Consider the following 22,579-nt stretch of genomic DNA (forward strand, 5'->3'; position numbering starts at 1 on the left):
CAGGACCGGGGCCAGACGGTTTCCGGCCCTTTCCGGGCAGGGGCCCGGGACGTGGCTTACGCGAAACTGACGCGGCGGCGATGAATGTCTTTCGCGCGGCACCCGGTGTCGCAAAGCAGACTGGATCGGGCGCTCCGGCAATCGCATATGCGCGGCATCAGCAACGCGCTCAGCGAAAGGCGCACATCATGATCCGCAGCCCCTTCATGCAGACCCTCGCCGTCTCCGGCATGCTTTCCGTCGCCCTGCTCTTGACCGTCGCGTTGCTGAAACTCGTCGGCTGATGTTGCGCCTCCCGGTGTCGCGCTGAGATCAGCCGGCCGGGACGCCACAGGCAACCGCCGGGATCCCGTCGGCACCCAGATACGAAAAGCGCGGCGAATACGGTTCGCCGCGCTTTTTTCATGGGAAGCCCTGTCGCCCGCTCGATCCGAGTCCTGCCCGACTCGTGGCGCTTTTCGACGAACGTCGCCTCAGGCGGCCACGGCCCTCTCGCCATGCGCCGACTCATCCGCGGGCCGCCGTCGGCGCTGGGCCCAGACGATCAGGGCCAGGACCGCCAGCGCCGGGATGAACATCCAGTATTTCGACGGCTGGTCCGTGGGCGTGCGGACCAGCGTGATCTCCTGGTCCCAGTCGAGCCCTGCGGTCTCGGCGGCCGAACCGAAGGTGACATTGTCGATGATCGTCTTGCCGTCCCGCTCGATCAGTTCCAGCCCGGCATTCTGCAGCCGCTCCTCGCCGGTTTCGCCGGCCGGCAGCGCCAGCTCGACGGAGCGCTGGGAGGGAGCCCCGAAGGCGTCGAGATAGTCGATGCGCAGGCGCAGCGGCTGGTCGGCCGGCGTCTCGGCGGCGGCCAGCGCCACTTCGCTGCCCGGCCGCTCGGCATAGGGCGCGACCAGCATGTCCATCCAGAAGCCCGGCCGGAACAGGGTGAAGGCGATCAGCAGCAGCGCCACCGATTCGTAGATGCGGTTGCGGGTCAGGAACCAGCCCTGGGTGGCCGCCGCGAACAACAGCATCGCAACCGTCGCCACGACGGCGATGAAGATGCCGTGCGGAATGTCGACATTGATCAGCAACAGATCGGTGTTGAAGATGAACAGGAAGGGCAGCGCCGCCGTGCGCAGCGAGTAGAAGAAGGCAATGGCGCCGGTTTTGATCGGGTCGCCGCCCGAGACCGCCGCGGCGGCGAAGGAGGCCAGGCCCACCGGCGGTGTCACGTCGGCCATGATGCCGAAATAGAACACGAAGAGATGGACGGCGATCAGCGGCACGATCAGGCCGTTGGCCTCGCCGAGCGTGACGATCACCGGGGCCAGAAGCGCCGAGACGACGATGTAGTTGGCCGTCGTCGGCAGCCCCATGCCCAGGATCAGCGACAGGAATGCGGTGAGCAGCAGGATCGCCATCAGATTGCCACCCGACAACACCTCCACCACTTCGGCCAGCGCCGAGCCGACGCCGGTCTGCGACACCGCGCCGACGATGATGCCGGCGGTGGCCGTGGCGATGCCGATGCCGATCATGTTGCGGGCGCCGGTGATCAGCCCGTCGATGAGGTCGAAGATGCCGCGGGTGATCTGGAAGCCGTAATCGCCGGTGCCACGGAAGAACGCGGTGATCGGATGCTGGGTGACCAGGATGAAGATCATGAAGGCTGCCGCCCAGAAGGCCGACAGGCCAGGCGACAGGCGGTCGATCATCAGCGCCCAGACGAGGACGACGACCGGCAGGATGAAGTGCAGGCCGGACTTCACCGTCGGGCCGGGCAGCGGCAGCTCGGTGATCGGCTTGTCCGGATCGTCCATCTTCGGCGCCGGATATTTCGCGCCGTACCGCAACAGCCCGACATAGACCGCGATGAGCAGCGCAAAGACCACCCAGCCGGCATTGTCGCCGAACGCCGGGCGGATCCAGCCCATGCCGTAATAGACGCCGAAGGACAGGGCACAGAGGACGAGGATGCCGAAGACGACGCCGACCAGCCATTGCAGCCAGGGCTTCGGCTCATAGGCGCGCGGCAGGCCCTGCATGCCGGCCTTCATGGCCTCCAGATGCACGATGTAGACCAGCGCGATGTAGGAAATGATCGCCGGCAGGAAGGCGTGCTTGACCACGTCGAAATAGGGGATGCCGACATACTCGACCATCAGGAAGGCCGCCGCGCCCATCACCGGCGGCATGATCTGGCCGTTGACCGAGGAAGCGGTCTCCACCGCGCCGGCCTTTTCGGCCGAGAAGCCGACCCGCTTCATGAGCGGAATGGTGAAGGTGCCGGTCGTCACCACATTGGCGATGGACGAGCCGGAGATCAGGCCGGTCATTGCCGAGGAGACCACCGCCGCCTTGGCCGGCCCGCCGCGCATGTGGCCCATCAGCGAGAAGGCGACGTTGATGAAATAGCTGCCGGCACCGGCCTTATCGAGCAGCGAGCCGAACAGCACGAACAGGAAGACGAAGGAGGTGGAGACGCCGAGCGCGATGCCGAAGACGCCCTCGGTGGTGATCCACTGGTGGTTGACCACCTCCGACAGGGAATTGCCCTTGTGGGCGATGATCGTCGGCATGTAGGGGCCGAGGAAGGTGTAGACGAGGAAGACCGTCGCGACGACCATCAGCGCCGGTCCGAGCGCCCGCCGGGTGGCTTCCAGCAGCACCATCAGGCCGACGGTGCCGACCATGAAGTCGGTCATGTTCGGCGCGCCGATGCGCCCTGATATCGAGACATAGGCGAAGAACAGATAGGACGCGGTCCCGGCGCCCACGATCGCCAGCAGCCATTCATGGGGCAGCACGCGGCGTGTCGGCGACGGCAGCAGCGCGGCGACGACCATCGCCAGGGTGATGACGGGGATGTACCAGACCGGCAGGACGCCGGTCGCGCCTTCCAGGAACAGATAGCCGAGGATCAGCGGCACAGCCGCGCCCAGCGCCAGCTGCGGGATCGAGCGCGAGGCCGGGAAGGCGAGAAACGCCAGGAACAGCGCGAAGGCCAGGTGGATCGAGCGCGTTTCGGTGTCGTTGAAGACGCCGAAGCCGACCATGAAGGGGACCGGCGAGGCGATCCACAGCTGGAACAGCGACCAGACCAGGGCGACACCCGAGATCAGATAGGCCACCGGCTTGGCGGGACTGCGCCCGCCGGTGTCGGAGGACGCGACCAGTTCGTTCAGCTGCTCCTGGCGGGAGGTCGCCGATTCGACGTCGACGGTATCGATCGTGCGGGCGCGTTCGTCGTCGAGGCTTTCGGAATGACGTGGGTCTCTGGCCATCGCAGCTGGTCACTCCGCCTGTCTGGGAATGCGAGGATCGTCTTTTGCGGCGCCGCCATGTCCGGTCGGGTCGACGGGATTTCTGCGCTGCTGGGGGCGCCGCCCGGTCGGCGGGCGCCGGGTGCCCGGCCGGCGGATCCGCCGGCCGGGCGAAGATCGGCCTTACAGGAGGCCGGCTTCCTTGAAGTAGCGCTCGGCGCCCGGATGCAGCGGCGCGGAATTGCCGGCCGTGATCATCTCTTCCTTGGTCAGGTTCTCGAAGGCGGGATGCAGNCAGGAGGCCGGCTTCCTTGAAGTAGCGCTCGGCGCCCGGATGCAGCGGCGCGGAATTGCCGGCCGTGATCATCTCTTCCTTGGTCAGGTTCTCGAAGGCGGGATGCAGCTTCTTGAAGCGGTCGAAGTTCTCGAACACCGCCTTGACCACCTGATAGATGGTCTCCTCGTCGACCTGGTCGGACGAGACCATCGTGGCGCGCACGCCGAAGGTCTCGGTGTCCTCCGCATTGCCCTCGTAGAGGCCGCCCGGAATGGTCGCCTTGGAGTAGTAGGGGTTCTCGTCGACCAGCTTGTCGATCTCCGGTCCGGTCACCGGGACCAGCTTGGAGGCGCAGGAGGTCGTGGCTTCCTGGATCGAGCCGTTCGGATGGCCGACGGTGTAGATGATGGCGTCGACCTTGTTGTCGCAGAGCGCCTGCGACTGCTCGGCGGCCTTCAGCTCGGACGCGAGCGAGAAATCGCCCATCGTCCAGCCCTTGCGGTCCATGACGATTTCCATGGTCGCGCGCGAACCGGAACCGGGATTGCCGATGTTGACGCGCTTGCCCTTGAGATCGTCGAAGCTCTCGATGCCGGAATCTTCCCGGGCGACCACGGTGATCGGCTCGGGGTGGATCGAGAACACGGCGCGCTCACCGGGGAACGGATCGCCCTGCCAGGGATCCTGGCCTTCGAGAGCGTTGTACTGCATGTCGGACTGGGCGACGCCCATGGTCTGGTCGCCGGCCTTGATGGCGTTGATGTTGGCGACGGAGGCCCCGGTCGACGGCGCCGTGCAGCGCAGGCCGTTCGTCTCGCTCTCGCGGTTGACCAGCCGGCAGATCGACTGCCCGACGACGTAGTAGACGCCGGTCTGACCGCCGGTGCCGATGGTGATGAATTTTTCCTGTGCGGTTGCCGTGCCCGACGACATGGCCAGGGCGGCAAGCCCGGCTGTGATCCATCCGGTTTTGTTCATGGGAGCTTCCTCTGTTCGTTAGGCCCGAAACTTTATCCTAGGGGACAATTCGATCCGGCCAAGTGTCGATCAGTAAGACCGCTTTCCCGCTTATGTGCAAGTTTGCGTCCCCACGCGGCGGCCTGAACGGCGTCTGCCGCCGCCTGCGGTTGCCGCGGCGTCCGGCCGCCCTCTCTTGGCCTGCAAACTGGGTCGAAGGGGGCTGCATGGGACTGTGGAAAAGCGGACACGGACGGATCGCCAAGGCTGTTCTGGCCGCGGCCGTGACCGGGATCGCAGCCGGCGGACCGACCGTCGCTGCCGCGGCGAACGATGCCGTCCCGCCCATCGTCTTCGTCCATGGCGACAGCGATTCGGCCTCTTTCTGGATGCCGGTCCTGTGGCGCTTCGAGACCAACGGCGTTCCCGCGAGCCACCTGTTTGCCGTCGACATCGACCACCCGGCCGCGCGGCTCGACGACCGGATCGCGCAGGACAACCGTTCGTCGACACAAGATGCCGCCCGCGAAGTGGCGGACGCCGTCGACCAGGCCCTCGCGGCGACCGACGCCGACCAGGTCGCGATCGTCGCCCATTCCCGCGGCTGCCAGACCGCCCGTAATTAGGTGAAGAATTTCGGTGGGGCCGGAAAGGTCGCGTCGATGGTGCTGGCCGGATGCGTCCATCACGGCGTCTATGCGAACCCGCAGGAGCGCATCGGCTCGGAATACAACGGGGCGGGCCTGTTCCTGACGGCGCTGAACACGTCGCCCGAGGTGCCGGAGGGACTTGCGGTCACGGTCCTGCGCTCCGACCGCTTCGATCTCTACGCCCAGCCCGACGGCCGGTTTCTGGGCCGGCCCGAACAGGCGACCGGCGTATCCTACGACGCGCCGGAGCTCGACGGGGCGCAGACCATCATCCTCGAAGGGGCAGACCATCGCGAGACGGCGACCTCGCCGGACGCCTTCATCGCCATGTATTCGGCGCTTGCCGGCACTCCGCCAACCCGGCTCGACATCCAGCCTGAGGAACAGCCACAGGTCTCCGGAGAGATCTCGGGCTTTGCCAACGGCGCGCCGACCAATCTTCCCCTCGCCGGCGCCCGGCTCGACGTCTTCGCCGTCGACCCGCAAACCGGCGAGCGCCGGGGCGACCCGGTGTACAGCCAGACCGTGGGCACCGACGGGCGCTACGGGCCGTTTGCGGCAGGACCCGGACAGCCATACGAATTCGTGATCGCGGCGGACGGCCATCCCCTGACGCGGATCTATCGGTCGCCTTTCCCCCGCTCCACGACGCTCGCCAATCTGCGGCTGTTGCCGCCACCCGCTGTCGCTGTGGCAGGAGAGATCGTCGCCATGATGCGGCCACGCGGCTATTTCGGCATCGACGACAATGCCACCCTCGACGCCGTGCCCATCGCCGGACGGCCGGCGGGAGAGCCGGTACCTTCGGTCTGGCAGGCCGCGATCGCCGTGCCCGGAGACACCGCGCAGTCGGTCGCGGGAGGCTTCGACGGCGAGGTCATCACGGCGCGCACGACGCCGGACGATCCGGACGATGTGGCATGGATCGCGCTGACCGACTGAGCTCCGGCAAGAGCTCCAGCCGCCAGTCCGGCAAAACCGAACAGACCTTGCGGAAACAGCCGGTTCGCGGCTATTTCCAGTCTATGCAACGCGAAGCTTCCGCCACCGTCCCGGTTTCCCATTGATCCTGTCGCGACCGTCCTACACCGAGGCCGAACGGCTCGATGCTCTCCAGGCGTATCGGATCCTCGACACGCCCAGGGAAGAGGAATTCGACGACCTGGCCCGGATCGCCTCCGAGGTCTGCGGGACCCCGATCGCCGTGGTCAATTTCGTCTCCGACACCCGCCAGTTCTTCAAGGCCGAGGTCGGGCTGGGCGTGCGCGAGACCCCGGTCGACATCTCCTTCTGCCGGCACGCACTGCTCGCCGAAGAGATGATGATCGTTCCCGATGCCACGCGGGATCCCCGCTTCGATGGCAATCCGCTCGTCCATGGCGAGCCCTATCTGCGCTTTTACGCAGGCGTGCTGGTGAAATCGGCCGAGGGGCTGCCGCTGGGCACCATGTGCGTCCTCGACCACATGCCCAGGGAACTCGACGACCACCAGATCCGCACGCTCCGTCTCCTCGCCCGGCAGGTTTCCACGCAGCTGGAGCTGCGCCTTTCGCTGCAACAGACGCAGAACGCCCTGAGCCATGTGCGGCGGCTGGAATCCCAGTATCGGCAGATCGTCGACAGCGCGGTGGATTTCAGCATCATCACCACCGATCTCGACGGGACGATCACGTCGTGGAGCCCCGGCGCGCAGAAGATCTTCGGCTGGAGCGAGGCCGAAACGCTGGGCCAGCCCGCCGCCATGGTCTTCACCGCGGCAGATCGCGAATCCGACCTCGCCGGCCGGGAAATGGCGAGCGCGCGCGAGACCGGCTGCCGGATCGGCGAAGGCTGGCACCAGCGCAAGGACGGCACGCGGTTCTGGGCCTCGGGCGAGATCATGCCGCTGCTGGGCGAGGCGGAGACCCGGATCGGCTATCTGAAGATCCTGCGCGACCGGACGCACGAATACCAGGCCGAGGAACAGCGCCGGGAACTGACCCACGAATTGTCGCACCGCATGAAGAACGTCCTGGCGACGGTGCAGTCGATCGTCAGCCAGAGCCTGCGAACGGCAAAATCCCTGGACGCCGGACGCGAGGCGATCTCCAGCCGGGTGCAGGCGCTGGCCAGGGCGCAGGACATCCTCACCCAGACGAGTTGGACCGGCGCCGGCATCCGCCAGGTCGTCGACGAGGCCCTCGCCCCCCACCGCACCGGCCAGGGGCGCATCTCCATCGACGGTCCCGACGTGGTGCTGAGCGCCCAGCAGGTGCTCGGCCTGTCGCTGGCCCTGCACGAACTGGCGACCAATGCGGCCAAATACGGCTCGCTGTCGTCGCCGTCGGGAGAGGTCGAGATACGCTGGGAGGTCGGAACGGGCGATGCCTTCCGCTTCGCCTGGATCGAGAGCAATGGCCCGCTTGTCGGCGAGCCGACGCGGCGCGGCTTCGGCTCGCGGCTGATCGAGCGCATCGTCGGCTCCTATTTCGAGGGCGACGGCCAGCTCGACTTCCCGCCCTCCGGCGTCACCTTCCAGCTGACGGGCACGCTCGGTTGAGCCGGAAGCCGCGTCGTCCCTCGGGCGGTTGGTGAGACGCCAGGACGCGATTGTCCTGCCGCCCAATGCCGGCAATAGTCATGGCATGCGCCCCCAAGGCGCCTGGAGGACGACACGTGACGGCAAGCATGCGGTGGCACGAAGCCAGCGACATATCCTCCGGGACCCCTGGCGCACCCCGCGGCCCGAGCCCTGCGCGCAATCGTCCGCTGCTTGTCCTCGGCCTGTCCCTGGCGCTCGGCCTTGCCGCCACCACCGCCCGGGCCGCCGACTGCAGGGCGCCGGCCGAGCCCGGGATCGACTGGAGCGCCTGCGACCGCAGCAATCTCATGCTGTCGGGCGCCCGGCTGGACGGGGCCCGCCTCGCCGACACGGATTTCAGCCTCACGGACCTGCGCGAGGCGGACCTGTCCGGCGCCGATCTCGAAAAGGCAACACTGGTGCGCGCATCCCTTGCCGGAGCACGGGCCGACGACGCGAGCTTCCGCAAGGTCGAGGGTTACCGGGCCAATTTCTCCGACCTGTCGGCGAAAGACGCCTCCTTCGAGGGCGGCGAATTCCAGCGGGCGAATTTTCGCGGCGCCGATCTGGCCGGCAGCCGCTTCGACAAGGCCGAGCTCGGACGCGTCTATTTCGAAGGCGCCGACCTGACCGGCGCCGGCTTCCGCTACGCCAATCTCGCCCGCGCCCATTTTGCCGGCGTGACACTGGCCGGACAGCCGGATTTCACCGGCGCCTATCTGTATCTGACGCGGCTGGAAGGGGTCGACCTGTCCACCGCGACGGGTCTGGCACAGGCCCAAGTCGCCCTGGCCTGCGGCGACGACGCAACGATCCTGCCCGAGGGGTTGTCCCGCCCGACGGATTGGCCGTGTCCTAAGGAATGAAGGGTACCGTCGCCGAGCGACTCGTCACGACCCTGCCGTTAGGCGAGTTCGAACGCAGGCCGGGCATCGAACCAACGGCCGCAGTCACATCCCCGACGGCTCATTTCAAAGCTGCAGGTAACGAGGCCGGATTTGTCTGAAGTCTGGGAAGAATGGTGGAGCCAAGCGGGATCGAACCGCTGACCTCTACAATGCCATTGTAGCGCTCTCCCAGCTGAGCTATGGCCCCACGCCGCCGGTGGTCCGGCGAATGTTCCGGGCCCGTCTGGTGGTCGGGCCCGCGTCATGTCGGCGGGTCTTAATCAAGCCCGCCGCAGGGGTCAAGCGGTTTTCCGGTGCCGGCCTGCGAAGCCGGTGAAATTTCCCGAACCGCCTGCTTTCCAAGGCCCTGCCGGCTGCGTGGCCGGCAGGGCCGCACCGCGAAGGCGCGATCAGTCGTCGTCGTCGTCGCGGCCGCCGCCGATGATGTCGGAGACGTCGTCGTCGTCGTCATCCTCGTCGTCGGGCAGGTAGGCGGCGTCGTCATCGTCGTCGTTGGAATCCTCGTCGTCGCTGTCGTCGACATCCGGCACGGCCTTTTCGGGCGTGGATTCCTCTTCCTCGACGTCGCTGAGCGACACGGTGTTGTCGGTCTGCTCGACCTCCACCGTGTCGTCCTCCTCCTCCTCTTCCTCGTCGGCCGCCTTCTTGGCGGCCGCAGCCTTGGCCTTGGCCTTTGCGGCGGCGGCCGACGACCGCGACACTTCCACGGTCTCGAAGAAGGACAGCGGATAGGTCTTGCCGGTGAACGGAGAGACGATCGGATCGCGGTTCAGATCGTAGAACTTCTTCCCGGTGTCGGGATCGGTCCGCTTGGTGCCAAGTTCGGGTTTCGCCATTATCGCCTCGTCATGATCGGATCGTCGCTGATGCGTCCAACTGGTTGATCGGGTCCGGGTTGCATGCCGCCGTCCGGGGTCTGTGGATGCGCCGGTCCGGTCCGACCCCTCCCAGACCGGGCTGCGGAGCGCTGCGGCAAGGCCGCCGGCCCGCTGCGAAAACCCCGCTGCGCGGCCGGTCTGCGGCGCTTTCGCGACGTTGTGCCGGTCCGTTGAAAATCGGTTGGTCCCATACGGCGTTGACCGGCCCTTGTCAAAGCCCGTTTCGGGCGACAGAAAGGGCCGCCGTCCCGGGCGCCGAATTCGACCCCGGCGAGCGGGGCGACAGGGCGGCCGATGCACCGCCGCGATGCCCGCCGGCCGGGCCGAACCGCCAGCCGCGCCACGACGCCAGGTCCCGCACGCGGGCCATCAGGAACCGGGAACACGACAGCATGCATGGAAGCGCAGCCACCCCTCGGCCGATCGCCGCCCGACATTCGACCGCGCTGACCGGCACGGTCCGGGTTCCCGGCGACAAGTCGATCTCGCACCGCGCCTTCCTGTTCGGCGGCATCGCCGCCGGCACGACCCGCGTCACCGGCCTGCTCGAAGGCGAGGACGTCATCGCGACGGGGAACGCCATGCGGGCCATGGGCGCGCAGATCCGCAAGGACGGCGAGACCTGGGTCGTCGAGGGTGTCGGCAATGGCTGCCTGCTGGAGCCCGAGAGCATCATCGACTTCGGCAATGCCGGGACCGGGGTCCGCCTGACCATGGGCCTCGTCGGCTCCTATGATTTCGGCGCTACCTTCGTGGGCGACGCCTCCCTGTCCAAGCGCCCCATGGGCCGCGTCCTCGATCCCCTGCGGCTGATGGGCACCCAGGTGGTGGCGCGCTCGGGCGACCGGCTGCCGCTGTCGCTGCACGGGCCGCGCGTGGCCGCGCCGATCGAATACCGCGTCCCCATGGCCTCGGCACAGGTGAAGTCGGCCGTGCTTCTCGCCGCCCTCAACGCGCCGGGCATCACCACCGTCATCGAGCCGGTGATGACCCGCGACCATACCGAAAAGATGCTGCAGGGGTTCGGCGCGGCGCTGGAGGTGGAGACCGACGCGAAGGGCGTGCGCCATATCCGGCTCGAAGGCCAGGGCACGCTGACGGGCGTCGCCGACTTCACCGTGCCGGGTGATCCGTCCTCTGCGGGCTTCCCGGTGGTGGCGGCGCTGATCGTGCCGGGTTCGGACGTGACCATCGAGAACGTCCTGATGAACCCGACCCGCAGCGGCCTCGTGGAGACGCTGATCGAGATGGGCGCGTCGATCGAGATCGTGAACCGGCGTGTCGCCGGCGGCGAGGACGTGGCAGACCTGCGCGTCCGCCACTCCCGGCTGACCGCCGTCGAGGTGCCGGCCGAGCGTGCGCCGTCGATGATCGACGAATATCCGGTGCTCGCCATGGCGGCGGCGTTCGCAGACGGCACCACCGTGATGCGCGGGCTAGACGAACTGCGCGTCAAGGAGAGCGACCGCCTCGCCGCGGTGGCGGCCGGGCTGGCGGCCAACGGCGTCGCCCACGAGGAAGGCGCCGACTGGCTGACGGTGACCGGCCATCCCGAGGGCCGCGGGCCGGATGGCCCCTATGGCGGCGGCACGGTGGCGACCCATCTGGACCATCGCATCGCCATGAGCTTCCTGGTGCTGGGCATGGCCTGCGAGCGCGCCGTGACCGTCGACGACGGGCGGATGATCGCGACCAGCTTCCCGGAATTCCAGGCGATGATGCGCGGGCTCGGCGCCGACCTGTCCGGCGGAGCATGACGTGACGGCGGTCCTGGCGCTCCTGTTCTTCTCGCCGCTGGCCTTCATCTACGGACGCTACCGGGCCCGGCAGCTGCGCGCCCGGCCGGGGACCCTCGCGGAACGGCTGGTGTCGCTCGTCCCGGCTCCCCTGCTGCTGGCCGGCTGCGCCGCCCTCGCCATCGTCCACGCCAACGCGCCGCTGGGCACGGGCGATGACGTGCTGGCCACCGGCAACGGCGTCATCGACTTCGTGCTGCGCATCGCCCGCTGGATCGGCGAACTGGAGCTGATCCTGTTCATGGTCGCGATCCCCTATCTGCTCGGCGCCGCCATCGCGGCCCTCCTTCTCGTCCTCGACGCGCGCGGCGTGGCCCGGCTCGCCGCCCCGGCCCCGGACGCGTCCGCCAATACGGATTCCGCCCCATGACAACGGCGCTCACCATCGCGATCGACGGCCCGGCCGCGGCCGGCAAGGGCACCCTGGCCAAGCGCGTCGCGGCGCATTACGGGCTGCCCTATCTGGACACCGGGCTGCTCTACCGGGCCGTGGGAAAGCTGGCCTTCGACCAGGGCGTCGACCTCGACGACGCGGCCGCGACCGGCGCGATCGCCGCCCGGCTCGACACCAGCCACCTCGACGACGGCACGCTGCGCGGCCGCGAGGCCGGCGAACTCGCCTCGCGCGTCGCCGTGCACGGCCCGGTCCGCTCGGCCCTGACCGAATTCCAGCGCGACTTCGCCGCGCGGCCCGACGGCGCGGTGCTCGACGGGCGCGACATCGGCACGGTGATCTGCCCCGCGGCCCGGGTGAAGATCTTCGTCACCGCCTCGGCCGAGGTGCGGGCGCGCCGACGCACGGAGGAACTCGCCGCCAAGGGCCGCGACGTGGATTACGAGCGCATCCTGGCCGAGGTGCGCGAGCGCGATGAACGCGATGCCGGGCGAACCATCGCGCCGCTGCGGCCCGCGCCCGATGCGCACTTGCTGGATACCAGCGAATTGGGTATAGAAGCGGCGTTCCAGGCGGCCTGCGCGGTCATCGATCGCGCTCTGGCCTGACGGAACGGAGTTTTCGGGGCGGGTTCAGGACTGGACCGCGCCCCTTTTCGGCTATCGGCCTGCGGTCACCCGCGGACCCGGCCCAAGGCTTCGATATCACCTGTCCGGCCGCGGTCCCGCGCGCCGCACGAATGCCGACCCGCCCCATGGCGGTCGACCTTCGGGCCCCTCCCCGCCGTCAATGCCGGGATGGGCCGGACCGCGACACCGGACGATTGCAACGTCTGACCCGGGGCCTCGCCCCACGGCGCGCTGCTCTCTCGACGATACCGGGAGAGTCCCCAAGGAGTAGGAATGTCTAACGTATCCCCGCGCGAAGATTTCGCCACGCTGCTCGAAGCCTCGTTCCATGAACAGGACGTCGCCGAAGGCATGGTCGTCAAGGGCACCGTCGTCGCGATCGAGAAAGACATGGCCGTCATCGACGCCGGCCTGAAGGTCGAGGGCCGCGTCGCCCTCAAGGAATTCGGCCCCAAGGGCACCGACGGCGACCTCAAGATCGGCGACGTCGTCGAGATCTATGTCGAGCGCATCGAGAACGCCCTCGGCGAAGCCGTCCTGTCGCGCGACAAGGCGCGCCGCGAGGAGAGCTGGGTTCGCCTCGAGGAGAAGTTCAACAACAACGAGAAGGTCGAAGGCCAGATCTTCAACCAGGTCAAGGGCGGCTTCACGGTCGACCTCGACGGGGCCGTGGCCTTCCTGCCGCGTTCGCAGGTCGACATCCGTCCGATCCGCGACGTCGGCCCGCTGATGAACACCCCGCAGCCGTTCCAGATCCTGAAGATGGACAAGCGCCGCGGCAACATCGTCGTGTCGCGCCGGACCGTGCTCGAGGAGAGCCGTGCGGAGCAGCGTTCGGAGATCGTCCAGAACCTCGAAGAGGGCCAGACGGTCGACGGCATCGTCAAGAACATCACCGACTACGGCGCCTTCGTCGACCTCGGTGGCATCGACGGCCTGCTGCACGTGACCGACATGGCATGGCGCCGCGTCAACCATCCGACCGAGATCCTGCAGATCGGCCAGACGGTGAAGGTCCAGATTATCCGCATCAACCAGGAGACGCATCGCATCTCGCTGGGCATGAAGCAGCTCGAGGCGGATCCCTGGGACGGCATCGGCGTCAAGTACCCGATGGGCGTCAAGGTCACCGGCCGCGTCACGAACATCACCGACTACGGTGCGTTCGTCGAGCTGGAGCCGGGCATCGAAGGCCTCATCCACGTCTCCGAGATGTCCTGGACCAAGAAGAACGTCCATCCGGGCAAGATCCTCTCCACTTCCCAGGAAGTCGAGGTGGTCGTTCTCGAGGTCGACCCGAACAAGCGCCGCATCTCGCTTGGCCTGAAGCAGACGCTCGCCAATCCGTGGGAGAGCTTCCGCGACCAGTTCCCGATCGGCACGATCGTCGAGGGCGAGGTCAAGAACAAGACCGAGTTCGGCCTGTTTATCGGCCTGGAAGGCGACGTGGACGGCATGGTCCACCTGTCGGATCTCGACTGGAACCGTCCGGGCGAGCAGGTCATCGAGGAGTTCAACAAGGGCGACCTCGTCAAGGCCCAGGTGCTCGACGTCGACATCGACAAGGAGCGCATCTCGCTCGGCATGAAGCAGGTCGGCGGCGATCCGTTCGTCGAGGCGGCGGAAGCCGGTGACGTGCGCCGCGGCGCCGTGGTCACCTGCGAGGTCACGGAAGTGAAGGATGGCGGCCTGGAAGTGAAGATCGTCGATACCGATCTGACCTCCTTCATCCGTCGTTCGGACATCGCCCGCGATCGCGACGAGCAGCGCCCCGAGCGTTACTCGGTCGGCCAGAAGATCGACGCACGCGTCACGCAGTTCGACAAGAAGGCGCGCCGCGTCGGCGTGTCGATCAAGGCGCTGCAGATCGCCGAAGAGAAGGAAGCCGTCGCGCAGTTCGGTTCGTCCGACTCCGGCGCCTCGCTCGGCGACATCCTCGGCGCGGCCCTGAAGGGACGCGGCGACGAAGAATAGGCCCCAGGGTCTTCGCATTGCGCGCCGCATCTGGTGGCGCGCAATGTTTCACGTGAATCAACAAGGCCCGCGGCGAGACATCGCCGCGGGCCTTTTCCTGTCCGACTTCTTCCAGGAGAGCGCAGCGCCATGCAGCTTCCCGACGGCTTCACCGCCATCCCGCCCGGCAAGATCGCCGCCATCGCCACGATCCTCGAGATGACCGCGCCGCCGGCCGACCGCGAACCGCTATCCGGCGAGGCGAACTGGCGCTTCGAGCGCGTCGCCGCGCCGGACCCGGCCTGGTACGAAGCGCTCTATCGCCGCGTCGGCGGCAATCACCTCTGGTATTCGCGGCTGGCAATGCCGGGCGACGATCTGGCCGCCACGATCCGGCATCCGGACCTGGCGATCCACGCGCTGACTGTCGACGGGTCCCCGGAAGGACTGGTGGAGCTGGATTTCCGCGAAGAAGGTGCTTGCGAACTCGTGTTCTTCGGCGTCACCGAGACGCTGATCGGCACGCGCGCCGCCCGCTTCATGATGGGCCGCGCCATCGCCGCGGCCTTCGCCCGGCCGATCCAGCGCCTGTGGCTGCACACCAACACGATGGATCACCCCAGGGCGATGGCCTTCTACCGGCGCTCGGGCTTCACACCGGTGCGCCAAATGGTGGAGATCGCCGACGATCCGCGCCTGACCGGGCTGTTTGCCCCCGACGCGGCGCCGCATCTCCCGATTTTCGCCAAGGGCTGAGCCGCGCGCCGCGCGTCTGCCGCCCGGACAATTCAGGTTGATCCGCCGGCGCGCCCGCAGTCGGCCACGCCGGCAAAGCCGCTCGGATAACGCCGTCCGGCGTTCCCCACGCCCTCACTCGGCCTCGTCGAGGCTTTCCAGGACGACGTTGTCGTTGGTGTAGATGCAGATCTCGCTTGCGATCTTCATGGCGCGGCGGGCAATCTCCTCCGCGTCGAAATCCGTGTCGGCCAGCGCCCGCGCGGCGGCCAGGGCGTAATTGCCGCCCGAGCCGATGGCGATGACGCCGTACTCGGGCTCCAGCACGTCGCCATTGCCGGTCAGGGTCAGCGTCACCTGGCGGTCGGCGACGATCATCATCGCCTCCAGCCGGCGCAGATAGCGGTCGGTGCGCCAGTCCTTGGCAAGCTCGACGCAGGCCCGCATCAGCTGGTCCGGATACTGCTCCAGCTTGGCTTCCAGCCGCTCCAGCAGCGTGAAGGCGTCGGCGGTCGCGCCGGCGAACCCGGCGATGACATTGCCCGACTTGCCGATCCGGCGAACCTTGCGGGCATTGCCCTTCATCACCGTATTGCCGAGCGACACCTGGCCGTCGCCGGCGATCACCACCTTGCCGCCCTTGCGCACGGTGACGATGGTGGTGCCGTAGATGGTGGCCGGGTCGTGGTTCTCTATGCTCATTCCGCTGTCCTTTTCATCCGGCTGGTCGCTGCGCTATCCAAAGCCGCAACGACCGCCGATCCGCGTCCCATGTGGGCCTTCGGGGCCGGCTTGCCAAGGAAGCGGCGCCGAGGTGGCATATGCCATGGGGCGGTGGTAAGAGCGCCGGGACAATCCCCCGCGAAGGTGAGAGCGATGGGCCAGACATCCGGGCGGCGCGATGCCGTCGTCGAGAGACAGACCAACGAGACCGCGATCCGCGTGCGTGTCGACCTCGACGGCAGCGGCCGTTCGACCATCGACACCGGCGTCGGCTTCTTCGACCACATGCTCGAACAGCTGTCGCGCCATTCGCTGATCGACATGGACATCTCGGCCAAGGGCGACCGGCACATCGACGACCACCACACGGTCGAGGACACCGGCATCGCGCTCGGCCAGGCGATCCGGCAGGCGCTGGGCGAGCGCCGCGGCATTCGCCGCTACGCCTCGCTCGACCTGGCCATGGACGAATGCCTGACGCGCGCGGCCATCGACGTGTCGGGCCGGCCGTTCCTGGTGTTCCGGGCGGAGTTTGCACGCCACAAGATCGGCAGCTTCGACACCGAGCTGGTTCAGGAGTTCTTCCAGGCCCTGGCGCAGAATGCCGGCGTCACGCTGCATCTGACCAATCTCTACGGCAGCAATTCCCACCACGTCGCCGAGACCTGCTTCAAGGCGGTGGCCCGGGTGCTGGGCGACGCCGTGGCGATCGATCCGCGCCAGGCCGATCTGGTGCCGTCCACCAAGGGCACGCTGGCGTGACCCGGCAGCCGGCGGGACCGCCATGGGCCTGAAGCGCTTCATCGTCTTCGAGCCGCAGGGCACGGCCGGCGAAGGCCGCTCCGATCGCGCGGTCTTCGTGCGCGACAGCTTCTCCTTCTGGGCGTTCCTCTTCACCGTCCTGTGGCTGTGGCGATACCGGCTCTGGCTGGAGGGATTGGCGACGCTCGCCGTCCTGATCGCCATCAGCCTCTGGGGCGACGCCGCCGGGCAGCCATTCGCCGCCAGCCTCCTGCAGCTTCTCGTCGGCATCCTCGTCGCGCTGGAAGGCCCGAGCCTTCGGGCCTGGCGCTACCGCCGCAAGGGCTGGCGGGAAAGCGCCACTTTCCTGGCGGGTGATCGCGCCGAGGCCGAGCCTGCCTATTACGCCGCAGATGCGCGGCCGGCTGAGACCCCAGAACGGGGCGTTTCCGCGCCGGCAGCCGGATCGCTCGCCCGCCGGCGCGGAACCTCGACCCGCAGCGCCGGGTTCTTCGGTGCCATGGAGCAACGATAGACACATGCAGACCGTCGCCATCGTCGATTACGGCTCGGGCAACCTGCGCTCGGCCACCAAGGCCTTCGAGCGCGCCGTCCGCGAAAGCGGCACCGATGCGGCGATCGTCCTCACCGACGATCCCGAGATCGTGCGCGGCGCCGACCGCATCGTGCTGCCGGGCGTCGGCGCCTATGCCGACTGCCGCGCCGGACTGGACGCCGTGCCGGGCATGACTGCGGCATTGCGCGAGGCGGTGGAGGAGAAGGCACGCCCCTTCCTCGGCATCTGCGTCGGCATGCAGCTCATGTCCTCCTACGGCCGCGAAAAGACCGTCACCGAAGGTCTCGGCTGGATCCCCGGCGACGTGGTGCGGATCGAACCGTCTGACCCGAGCCTGAAGGTGCCGCAGATCGGCTGGAACACCATCCGCCTGAACCGCGACCATGCCCTGCTCGCCGGGATCGCGACCGGCGAGACCGGCCTGCACGCCTATTTCGTGCATTCCTATCATCTCGTCGCGACCAACCCGGCCGACGTCGTCGCCTCGGCCGATTACGGCGGCCCGGTCACGGCGATCGTCGCCAGCGGCAATAAGGCCGGCACCCAGTTCCACCCGGAAAAGAGCCAGACGCTGGGGCTCGGTCTGATCGCCAACTTCCTGAAATGGAAGCCGTGACCGCCTGATCGGCAGCCCCGACATGATCCATGTCAAGACGGCAACGCTGCGGGCGCTGTATCGCAGGGGAGGATCCACTCCTGACGCCGAGGCTAGCCATGTCGACCCGTTTTCGAATCGCGCTGCTGCTCTACGGCATGACCAACGCCGTGATCTTTGGCGCCGGCATCATCCTGGTGCTGAGCTTCCCGGAAATTTCCGAGGCCTGGCCCTACATCATCCCGGTCGTGGTGGTGGCGAGCTTCGTGATCGCCGCGCCGATCGCATGGCTCATCGCGCCGCGCCTGCGCGCCCGTAAACAGCGCGATCGGTAGCGCCGCTTCGTTCACGTCAGGGCTTGCCGGACGGGTCGCCAGGGTGGAAGAAGCGGTCTACCCGACCCTTCTGCGAGATCCCATGCCCATTCTCTTTCCCGCCATCGACCTCAAGGACGGTGCGTGCGTGCGCCTGAAGCTCGGCCTGATGGACCAGGCGACGGTCTACAACGCCGAGCCGGCCGCCCAGGCCCGCGAATTTCGCGACGCCGGCTTCGACCATCTGCATGTCGTCGACCTGAACGGCGCCTTCGCCGGCCGGGCGGTCAACGACGCGGTGGTCGACGCCATCCTCGCCGCGGTCGGTTCGCAGATGAAGGTGCAGCTGGGCGGCGGCATCCGCACCATGGACGACATCGAGCGCTGGCTGGGCAAGGGCCTGGCGCGGGTGATCCTGGGCACCGTCGCCGTCCGCGATCCGGACCTCGTCCGCGCCGCCGCGAAACGCTTCCCCGGCCAGATCGCCGTCGGCATCGACGCCAAGGGCGGCAAGGTGGCGGTCGAGGGCTGGGCCGAAACCTCCGAGCTCACGGTGGTCGCGCTGGCCCGGCAGTTCGAGGACGCCGGCGTGGCGGCGGTCATCTACACCGATGTCGATCGCGACGGCATCCTGACCGGCATCAACTGGGAGGCCACCATCGATCTGGCCGAGCAGGTCTCGATCCCGGTGATTGCTTCGGGCGGTCTCGCCTCGCTGGCCGACGTGGTGCGCCTGACCATGCCCGACGCCCGGCGCCTCGAGGGCGCCATCTCCGGCCGGGCCCTCTATGACGGCCGCATCGACCCCCGGGAAGCACTCGACGTCCTAGCCGCCGCCCGCTGAGACGCTGGCATCGCCCGACGACCGGTCTTCATGGCCGCGCGTTTCGCGGCTATGTTGGGCTCATGAACATCCATGCGAGCGCCATCCGAACGGCCGACGATTTCCTGCGCTGGAACGAAGGGCGCGAGGGGAAGCGCGAATTCGTGGAAGGGACGATCGTCGAGATGATGGTCGACGTCTCGCGCAACCACGCCAAGCTCGCCGGACGGCTCACCGCGACCCTGGTCGGCCTCCTGGACGACGGACGATACGACATCGGATCGGCCGGCTTCGCCGTGCGCACCCCGGCCGGCATTCGCTATCCCGACGTCTTCGTCGATCGCGCCGGTGGCAGCGGCCAGGATCTTTCCGCGCGTGAACCGGTGTTCCTGGCGGAAATCCTGTCGCCGGCCTCGCTGGCGGTCGATTTCGGCGAGAAGGCCGAGGAGTACACGGCCCTGCCTTCGCTGGCCACTATCTCGTCCTGTCCCAGGACGAGGCCCGCGTCTGGCTGTGGAGCCGGGGCGATGACGGCGCCTTCCGGCGGCCCGAGATGATTGCCGGCGGCGACGAGAGCGTGGCCCTTCGCGGGCTGGGAATCACGCTGGCCCTTGCCCACCTCTATCGCGGCATCGCATAAGGCGGCACATTCGCCGTTCTTCCCAATCCGGACATTGCCCGTGCCGTCCCGATCCGTCCCGTCCTGCCCTACCGACAGCAAGGCCCCCCGCCCATGACCTTGAAGGCACGCATCATTCCCTGCCTCGACGTCAAGGACGGCCGGGTGGTCAAGGGCGTGAATTTCGAGGGTCTGGTCGATGCCGGCGATCCGGTGGAAGCTGCGCGCGCCTATGACAGCGCCGGCGCGGACGAGCTCTGCTTTCTCGACATCACTGCCTCGTCCGACGAGCGCGACACGATCTTCGATGTGGTGGCGCGCACGGCCGAGCAGTGCTTCATGCCCGTGACCGTCGGCGGTGGCGTGCGCACCGTTGGCGACGTGCGCAAGCTGCTCCTGGCGGGCGCCGACAAGGTGTCGATCAACACCGCCGCGGTGAAGCGGCCGGAATTCGTGGCCGAGGCCGCCGACAAGTTCGGCGACCAGTGCATCGTCGTGGCCATCGACGCCCGTCGCGTGGCCGAGGATGGCGCCTCGCCGCGCTGGGAGATCTTCACCCATGGCGGGCGCACCGCGACCGGCATCGATGCCGTGGACTTCGCCCGGCGCGTCGTTTCGCTCGGCGCCGGCGAGATCCTGCTGACCTCCATGGACAGGGACGGCACCAAGTCCGGCTTCGACATCGAGCTGACCCGGGCGGTCGCCGACGCGGTCCATGTGCCGGTGATCGCGTCCGGCGGCGTCGGCACGCTCGACCATCTCGTCGCGGGCGTGCGCGACGGCCACGCGACGGCCGTTCTCGCCGCCTCGATTTTTCACTTCGGCACTTATACGATCGGGCAAGCCAAGGCCCATATGGCCGCCGCCGGCATCCCGATGCGGCTCGACCCGCCGGACTGACCGAAGCTTCGGCGGAATCGCATCGCGCGACGCCGGCTTACGAAAGGGCATCATGACCGATTTCACGCTTGCCGATCTGGAGACCATCGTCGCCGCGCGCGCCGGTTCAAACGATGCGGGCTCCTATACGGCTTCGCTGGCCGCCAGGGGCATGGCGCATGTGGCCAAGAAGCTCGGCGAGGAAGCGACCGAGACCGTGATTGCCGCCGTCTCGCAGGACGACGAGCGGCTGACCAGCGAGACCGCCGACCTTCTCTACCATCTTCTCGTGACACTGCATCTGCGTCACATCCCGGTTTCGGCCGTGATGGCCGAGCTCGGCCGGCGCACGACCCAGACCGGGCTCCAGGAAAAGGCGGGGCGGCCCGACATTTCCACCGGATGATGGACCAGCTCGCCCCATCGCGTTTCTCCCCCTACCGGATCTTCTCGTCGGCCGAATGGGCGAAGTTTCGTGCGGATACGCCGCTGACGCTGACAGCCGACGAGGTGCGGCGGTTGCGCTCGATCGGCGATCCGGTGGATCTGGACGAGGTGGCGCGGATCTATCTCGCCGTCTCGCGCCTGCTCTATGCCCATGTGGAGGCCTCGCAGCTGCTGTTCGGGCAGCGCCAGAGCTTCCTGGCCGAGGCTTCCGGCCAGAAGACGCCGTTCATCATCGGGATCGCCGGCTCGGTCGCCGTGGGCAAGTCGACCACGGCGCGCGTCCTGAAGGAATTGCTGGCGCGCTGGCCGACCTCGCCCAAGGTCGATCTGATCACAACCGACGGCTTTCTCTATCCCAACGCCGTGCTGCAGGCCGAAGGGCTGATGCAGCGCAAGGGTTTCCCGGAAAGCTACGACATCGGCGCGATCCTGCGCTTCCTGTCGGAGATCAAGGCCGGCGTGCCGCGGGTCGAGGCCCCTGTCTATTCGCATTTCTATTACGACGTCGTGCCGGGCGAGAAGGTCACGATCGACCGGCCGGACATCCTGATCTTCGAGGGCCTCAACGTCCTGCAGGTGCGCGACATGCCGGCGGACGGCACGGCGGTGCCCTTCGTCTCGGACTTCTTCGACCATTCGATCTACATCGACGCCCACGAGGTCGACATCAGGCGCTGGTACATCGAGCGCTTCATGCGGCTGCGCGAGACCGCCTTCCGCGAGACCGGCTCGTTCTTCCACCGCTATTCGCTGATCTCGCCCGAAGAGGCGCTGACCATCGCCCAGGGCCTGTGGTCGAACATCAACGAGATCAACCTGCACGCCAACATCCTGCCCACCCGGCCACGCGCCGACCTGATCCTGCGCAAGGGCCCGGACCACCTCATCGAACAGGTGGCGTTGCGCAAGCTATAGGCGCCGAGCGCGCCAGCCGGACGGGCCGGCTCAGGCCGGCGTGACCCGGCGCAGGGTCAGGCTGATCCGGCCGCCCTTCTTCAGGAGCGTCGAGGTCGCCGGATAGATCCGGTCGACGCCGTGATAGGCGAGGCGCCCCTCGCCGCCCAGCACGACGACATCGCCGGAATGCAGCCTGAGCGAGGTCGTGCGGCCGCCGCGCGTGGTTTCGCCGACGCGGAAGAGGCAGTCGTCGCCGAGCGAAATCGAGACGACCGGTGCCGACAGATCCGTTTCGTCGCGGTCCTGGTGCAGGCCCATCTTGGCGGTGTCCTCGTAGAAATTGACGAGGCAGGCCTGTGGCGGATGGTCGAAGGCGGCCAGTTCCTCCCAGATGTCCAGGAGCTTGGGCGGGATCGCCGGCCAGGGCTTGCCGATGACCGGATGCGCCGGCTGGTAGCGATAGCCGGCCCGGTCCGTCACCCAGCCGAGTTCGCCGCAATTGGTCATGCGCACCGACAGGGGCTTGCCGGTGCGCGGCATCTGCGGCCGGTAGAGCGGCGCCGCGGCCACCACCTCGCGCATCACATCGACGAGCGCGACCCGTTCGTCGCAGGAGAGATGGCCGGGAATATGCCGGATCCCTTTGGGCAGGACGTTCATACGCCAAGATCTAGGCCCTGGACGGGGATTCCCAGCTCCGCGCTCCAGGTTTCTTGATGATATTGCTTCGTATCATCTCGCCATGACAGGAAGCATCGAGACACCTTGGCCGCAGTCTTCGCCGAACCCACATCCGGCAACATCGCCTGGCGCGACATCGAGGCGATGCTAACTGCAATGGGCGCTGAGATCACGGAAGGCTAGAGCGTCGGGCGATTAATCTGCAACGCAGCCTGCAGCTTTGAAATAATTCCAGCATTCGTCGGATGTGAAGAGGGCGCAGATATCGCCGACAGCGCGCCAGAGATCATCC

General features: G+C 67.7%; 22 protein-coding genes, 1 tRNA gene and 1 pseudogene. 18 read left to right on the forward strand and 6 right to left on the reverse strand.

Features of this window, described 5'->3' with window-relative positions; genetic code table 11:
- Positions 1–473 precede the first annotated feature (473 nt).
- Both VQ042_RS18695 and VQ042_RS18705 read right to left on the reverse strand, forming a co-directional pair.
- On the reverse strand, positions 474–3,275 hold the full coding sequence (locus VQ042_RS18695; RefSeq protein ID WP_442880128.1) for a TRAP transporter permease: 2,802 nt from the start codon (positions 3,273–3,275) through the stop codon (positions 474–476).
- A 274-nt stretch (positions 3,276–3,549) separates the two neighbouring features.
- Positions 3,550–4,509, reverse strand: a pseudogene (locus VQ042_RS18705) (TAXI family TRAP transporter solute-binding subunit); the annotation flags it as partial.
- Between the two features lie 206 nt (positions 4,510–4,715).
- Here VQ042_RS18705 and VQ042_RS18710 point away from each other — a divergent pair.
- The 4 genes from VQ042_RS18710 to VQ042_RS18725 all read left to right on the forward strand — a co-directional run bounded on the left by VQ042_RS18710 (position 4,716) and on the right by VQ042_RS18725 (position 8,564).
- Positions 4,716–5,114 (forward strand): esterase/lipase family protein, encoded by a 399-nt coding sequence (locus VQ042_RS18710; RefSeq protein WP_331821834.1) that lies wholly within the window; start codon positions 4,716–4,718, stop codon positions 5,112–5,114.
- On the forward strand, positions 5,115–6,080 hold the full coding sequence (locus VQ042_RS18715) for a hypothetical protein (RefSeq protein ID WP_331821835.1): 966 nt from the start codon (positions 5,115–5,117) through the stop codon (positions 6,078–6,080).
- Between the two features lie 121 nt (positions 6,081–6,201).
- The gene (locus VQ042_RS18720; RefSeq protein ID WP_331821836.1) at positions 6,202–7,677 is read left to right on the forward strand and encodes a sensor histidine kinase; all 1,476 of its coding nucleotides are present in this window, start codon (positions 6,202–6,204) and stop codon (positions 7,675–7,677) included.
- Positions 7,678–7,793: 116 nt separating this feature from the next.
- The gene (locus VQ042_RS18725; RefSeq protein WP_331821837.1) at positions 7,794–8,564 is read left to right on the forward strand and encodes a pentapeptide repeat-containing protein; all 771 of its coding nucleotides are present in this window, start codon (positions 7,794–7,796) and stop codon (positions 8,562–8,564) included.
- Positions 8,565–8,717: 153 nt separating this feature from the next.
- Here the strand turns inward: VQ042_RS18725 and VQ042_RS18730 are convergent.
- Positions 8,718–8,793: transfer RNA gene (locus tag VQ042_RS18730), tRNA-Ala, on the reverse strand.
- A gap of 202 nt (positions 8,794–8,995) precedes the next feature.
- A complete protein-coding gene (locus tag VQ042_RS18735; RefSeq protein WP_331821838.1) occupies positions 8,996–9,442 on the reverse strand; it encodes a TIGR02300 family protein in 447 nt (148 codons plus the stop codon).
- Between the two features lie 434 nt (positions 9,443–9,876).
- On the opposite strand from VQ042_RS18735, the gene aroA reads away from it, so the two are divergent.
- The 5 genes from aroA to VQ042_RS18760 all read left to right on the forward strand — a co-directional run bounded on the left by aroA (position 9,877) and on the right by VQ042_RS18760 (position 15,012).
- Positions 9,877–11,241 (forward strand): 3-phosphoshikimate 1-carboxyvinyltransferase, encoded by a 1,365-nt coding sequence (gene aroA, locus VQ042_RS18740; protein WP_331821839.1) that lies wholly within the window; start codon positions 9,877–9,879, stop codon positions 11,239–11,241.
- 1 nt (position 11,242) lies between these two features.
- The gene (locus VQ042_RS18745) at positions 11,243–11,650 is read left to right on the forward strand and encodes a hypothetical protein (RefSeq protein ID WP_331821840.1); all 408 of its coding nucleotides are present in this window, start codon (positions 11,243–11,245) and stop codon (positions 11,648–11,650) included.
- On the forward strand, positions 11,647–12,282 hold the full coding sequence (gene cmk / locus VQ042_RS18750) for a (d)CMP kinase (protein ID WP_331821841.1): 636 nt from the start codon (positions 11,647–11,649) through the stop codon (positions 12,280–12,282). The genes VQ042_RS18745 and cmk overlap by 4 nt, the downstream gene beginning before the upstream one ends.
- 294 nt (positions 12,283–12,576) lie before the next feature.
- Positions 12,577–14,277 carry a 30S ribosomal protein S1 gene (gene rpsA, locus VQ042_RS18755; protein WP_331821843.1) on the forward strand — a complete coding sequence of 567 codons (1,701 nt, stop codon included), beginning with the start codon at positions 12,577–12,579 and terminating at the stop codon, positions 14,275–14,277.
- Between the two features lie 129 nt (positions 14,278–14,406).
- On the forward strand, positions 14,407–15,012 hold the full coding sequence (locus VQ042_RS18760; protein WP_331821844.1) for a GNAT family N-acetyltransferase: 606 nt from the start codon (positions 14,407–14,409) through the stop codon (positions 15,010–15,012).
- Positions 15,013–15,126: 114 nt separating this feature from the next.
- Here VQ042_RS18760 and hslV read toward each other — a convergent pair whose 3' ends face one another.
- The gene (gene hslV, locus VQ042_RS18765) at positions 15,127–15,693 is read right to left on the reverse strand and encodes an ATP-dependent protease subunit HslV (protein ID WP_442880130.1); all 567 of its coding nucleotides are present in this window, start codon (positions 15,691–15,693) and stop codon (positions 15,127–15,129) included.
- Between the two features lie 174 nt (positions 15,694–15,867).
- On the opposite strand from hslV, the gene hisB reads away from it, so the two are divergent.
- From hisB to coaA, 9 genes are all read left to right on the forward strand, one after another.
- The gene (gene hisB, locus VQ042_RS18770; RefSeq protein WP_331821845.1) at positions 15,868–16,476 is read left to right on the forward strand and encodes an imidazoleglycerol-phosphate dehydratase HisB; all 609 of its coding nucleotides are present in this window, start codon (positions 15,868–15,870) and stop codon (positions 16,474–16,476) included.
- Positions 16,477–16,498: 22 nt separating this feature from the next.
- Positions 16,499–16,990, forward strand: coding sequence for a DUF2628 domain-containing protein (locus tag VQ042_RS18775; protein WP_331821846.1), 492 nt, complete (start codon positions 16,499–16,501; stop codon positions 16,988–16,990).
- Between the two features lie 4 nt (positions 16,991–16,994).
- Positions 16,995–17,648 (forward strand): imidazole glycerol phosphate synthase subunit HisH, encoded by a 654-nt coding sequence (hisH, locus tag VQ042_RS18780; protein ID WP_331821847.1) that lies wholly within the window; start codon positions 16,995–16,997, stop codon positions 17,646–17,648.
- 98 nt (positions 17,649–17,746) lie between these two features.
- Positions 17,747–17,962, forward strand: coding sequence for a hypothetical protein (locus VQ042_RS18785; RefSeq protein ID WP_331821848.1), 216 nt, complete (start codon positions 17,747–17,749; stop codon positions 17,960–17,962).
- A gap of 82 nt (positions 17,963–18,044) precedes the next feature.
- On the forward strand, positions 18,045–18,785 hold the full coding sequence (gene hisA, locus VQ042_RS18790) for a 1-(5-phosphoribosyl)-5-[(5-phosphoribosylamino)methylideneamino]imidazole-4-carboxamide isomerase (protein WP_331821849.1): 741 nt from the start codon (positions 18,045–18,047) through the stop codon (positions 18,783–18,785).
- 62 nt (positions 18,786–18,847) lie between these two features.
- Positions 18,848–19,321, forward strand: coding sequence for a Uma2 family endonuclease (locus tag VQ042_RS18795; RefSeq protein WP_331821850.1), 474 nt, complete (start codon positions 18,848–18,850; stop codon positions 19,319–19,321).
- A 176-nt stretch (positions 19,322–19,497) separates the two neighbouring features.
- Positions 19,498–20,283 (forward strand): imidazole glycerol phosphate synthase subunit HisF, encoded by a 786-nt coding sequence (hisF, locus tag VQ042_RS18800; RefSeq protein ID WP_331821851.1) that lies wholly within the window; start codon positions 19,498–19,500, stop codon positions 20,281–20,283.
- A gap of 52 nt (positions 20,284–20,335) precedes the next feature.
- Positions 20,336–20,668, forward strand: coding sequence for a phosphoribosyl-ATP diphosphatase (locus VQ042_RS18805; protein ID WP_331821852.1), 333 nt, complete (start codon positions 20,336–20,338; stop codon positions 20,666–20,668).
- On the forward strand, positions 20,668–21,624 hold the full coding sequence (gene coaA, locus VQ042_RS18810) for a type I pantothenate kinase (RefSeq protein ID WP_331821855.1): 957 nt from the start codon (positions 20,668–20,670) through the stop codon (positions 21,622–21,624). The genes VQ042_RS18805 and coaA overlap by 1 nt, the downstream gene beginning before the upstream one ends.
- A 30-nt stretch (positions 21,625–21,654) precedes the next feature.
- On the opposite strand, the gene VQ042_RS18815 is transcribed toward coaA, so the two are convergent.
- Complete coding sequence (locus VQ042_RS18815) at positions 21,655–22,266, reverse strand: alpha-ketoglutarate-dependent dioxygenase AlkB (protein WP_331821853.1); 612 nt, start codon at positions 22,264–22,266, stop codon at positions 21,655–21,657.
- Between the last annotated feature and the right edge of the window lie 313 nt (positions 22,267–22,579).

Source organism: Aurantimonas sp. A2-1-M11 (genome assembly GCF_036549475.1).
Classification (GTDB): Bacteria; Pseudomonadota; Alphaproteobacteria; order Rhizobiales; family Rhizobiaceae; genus Aurantimonas.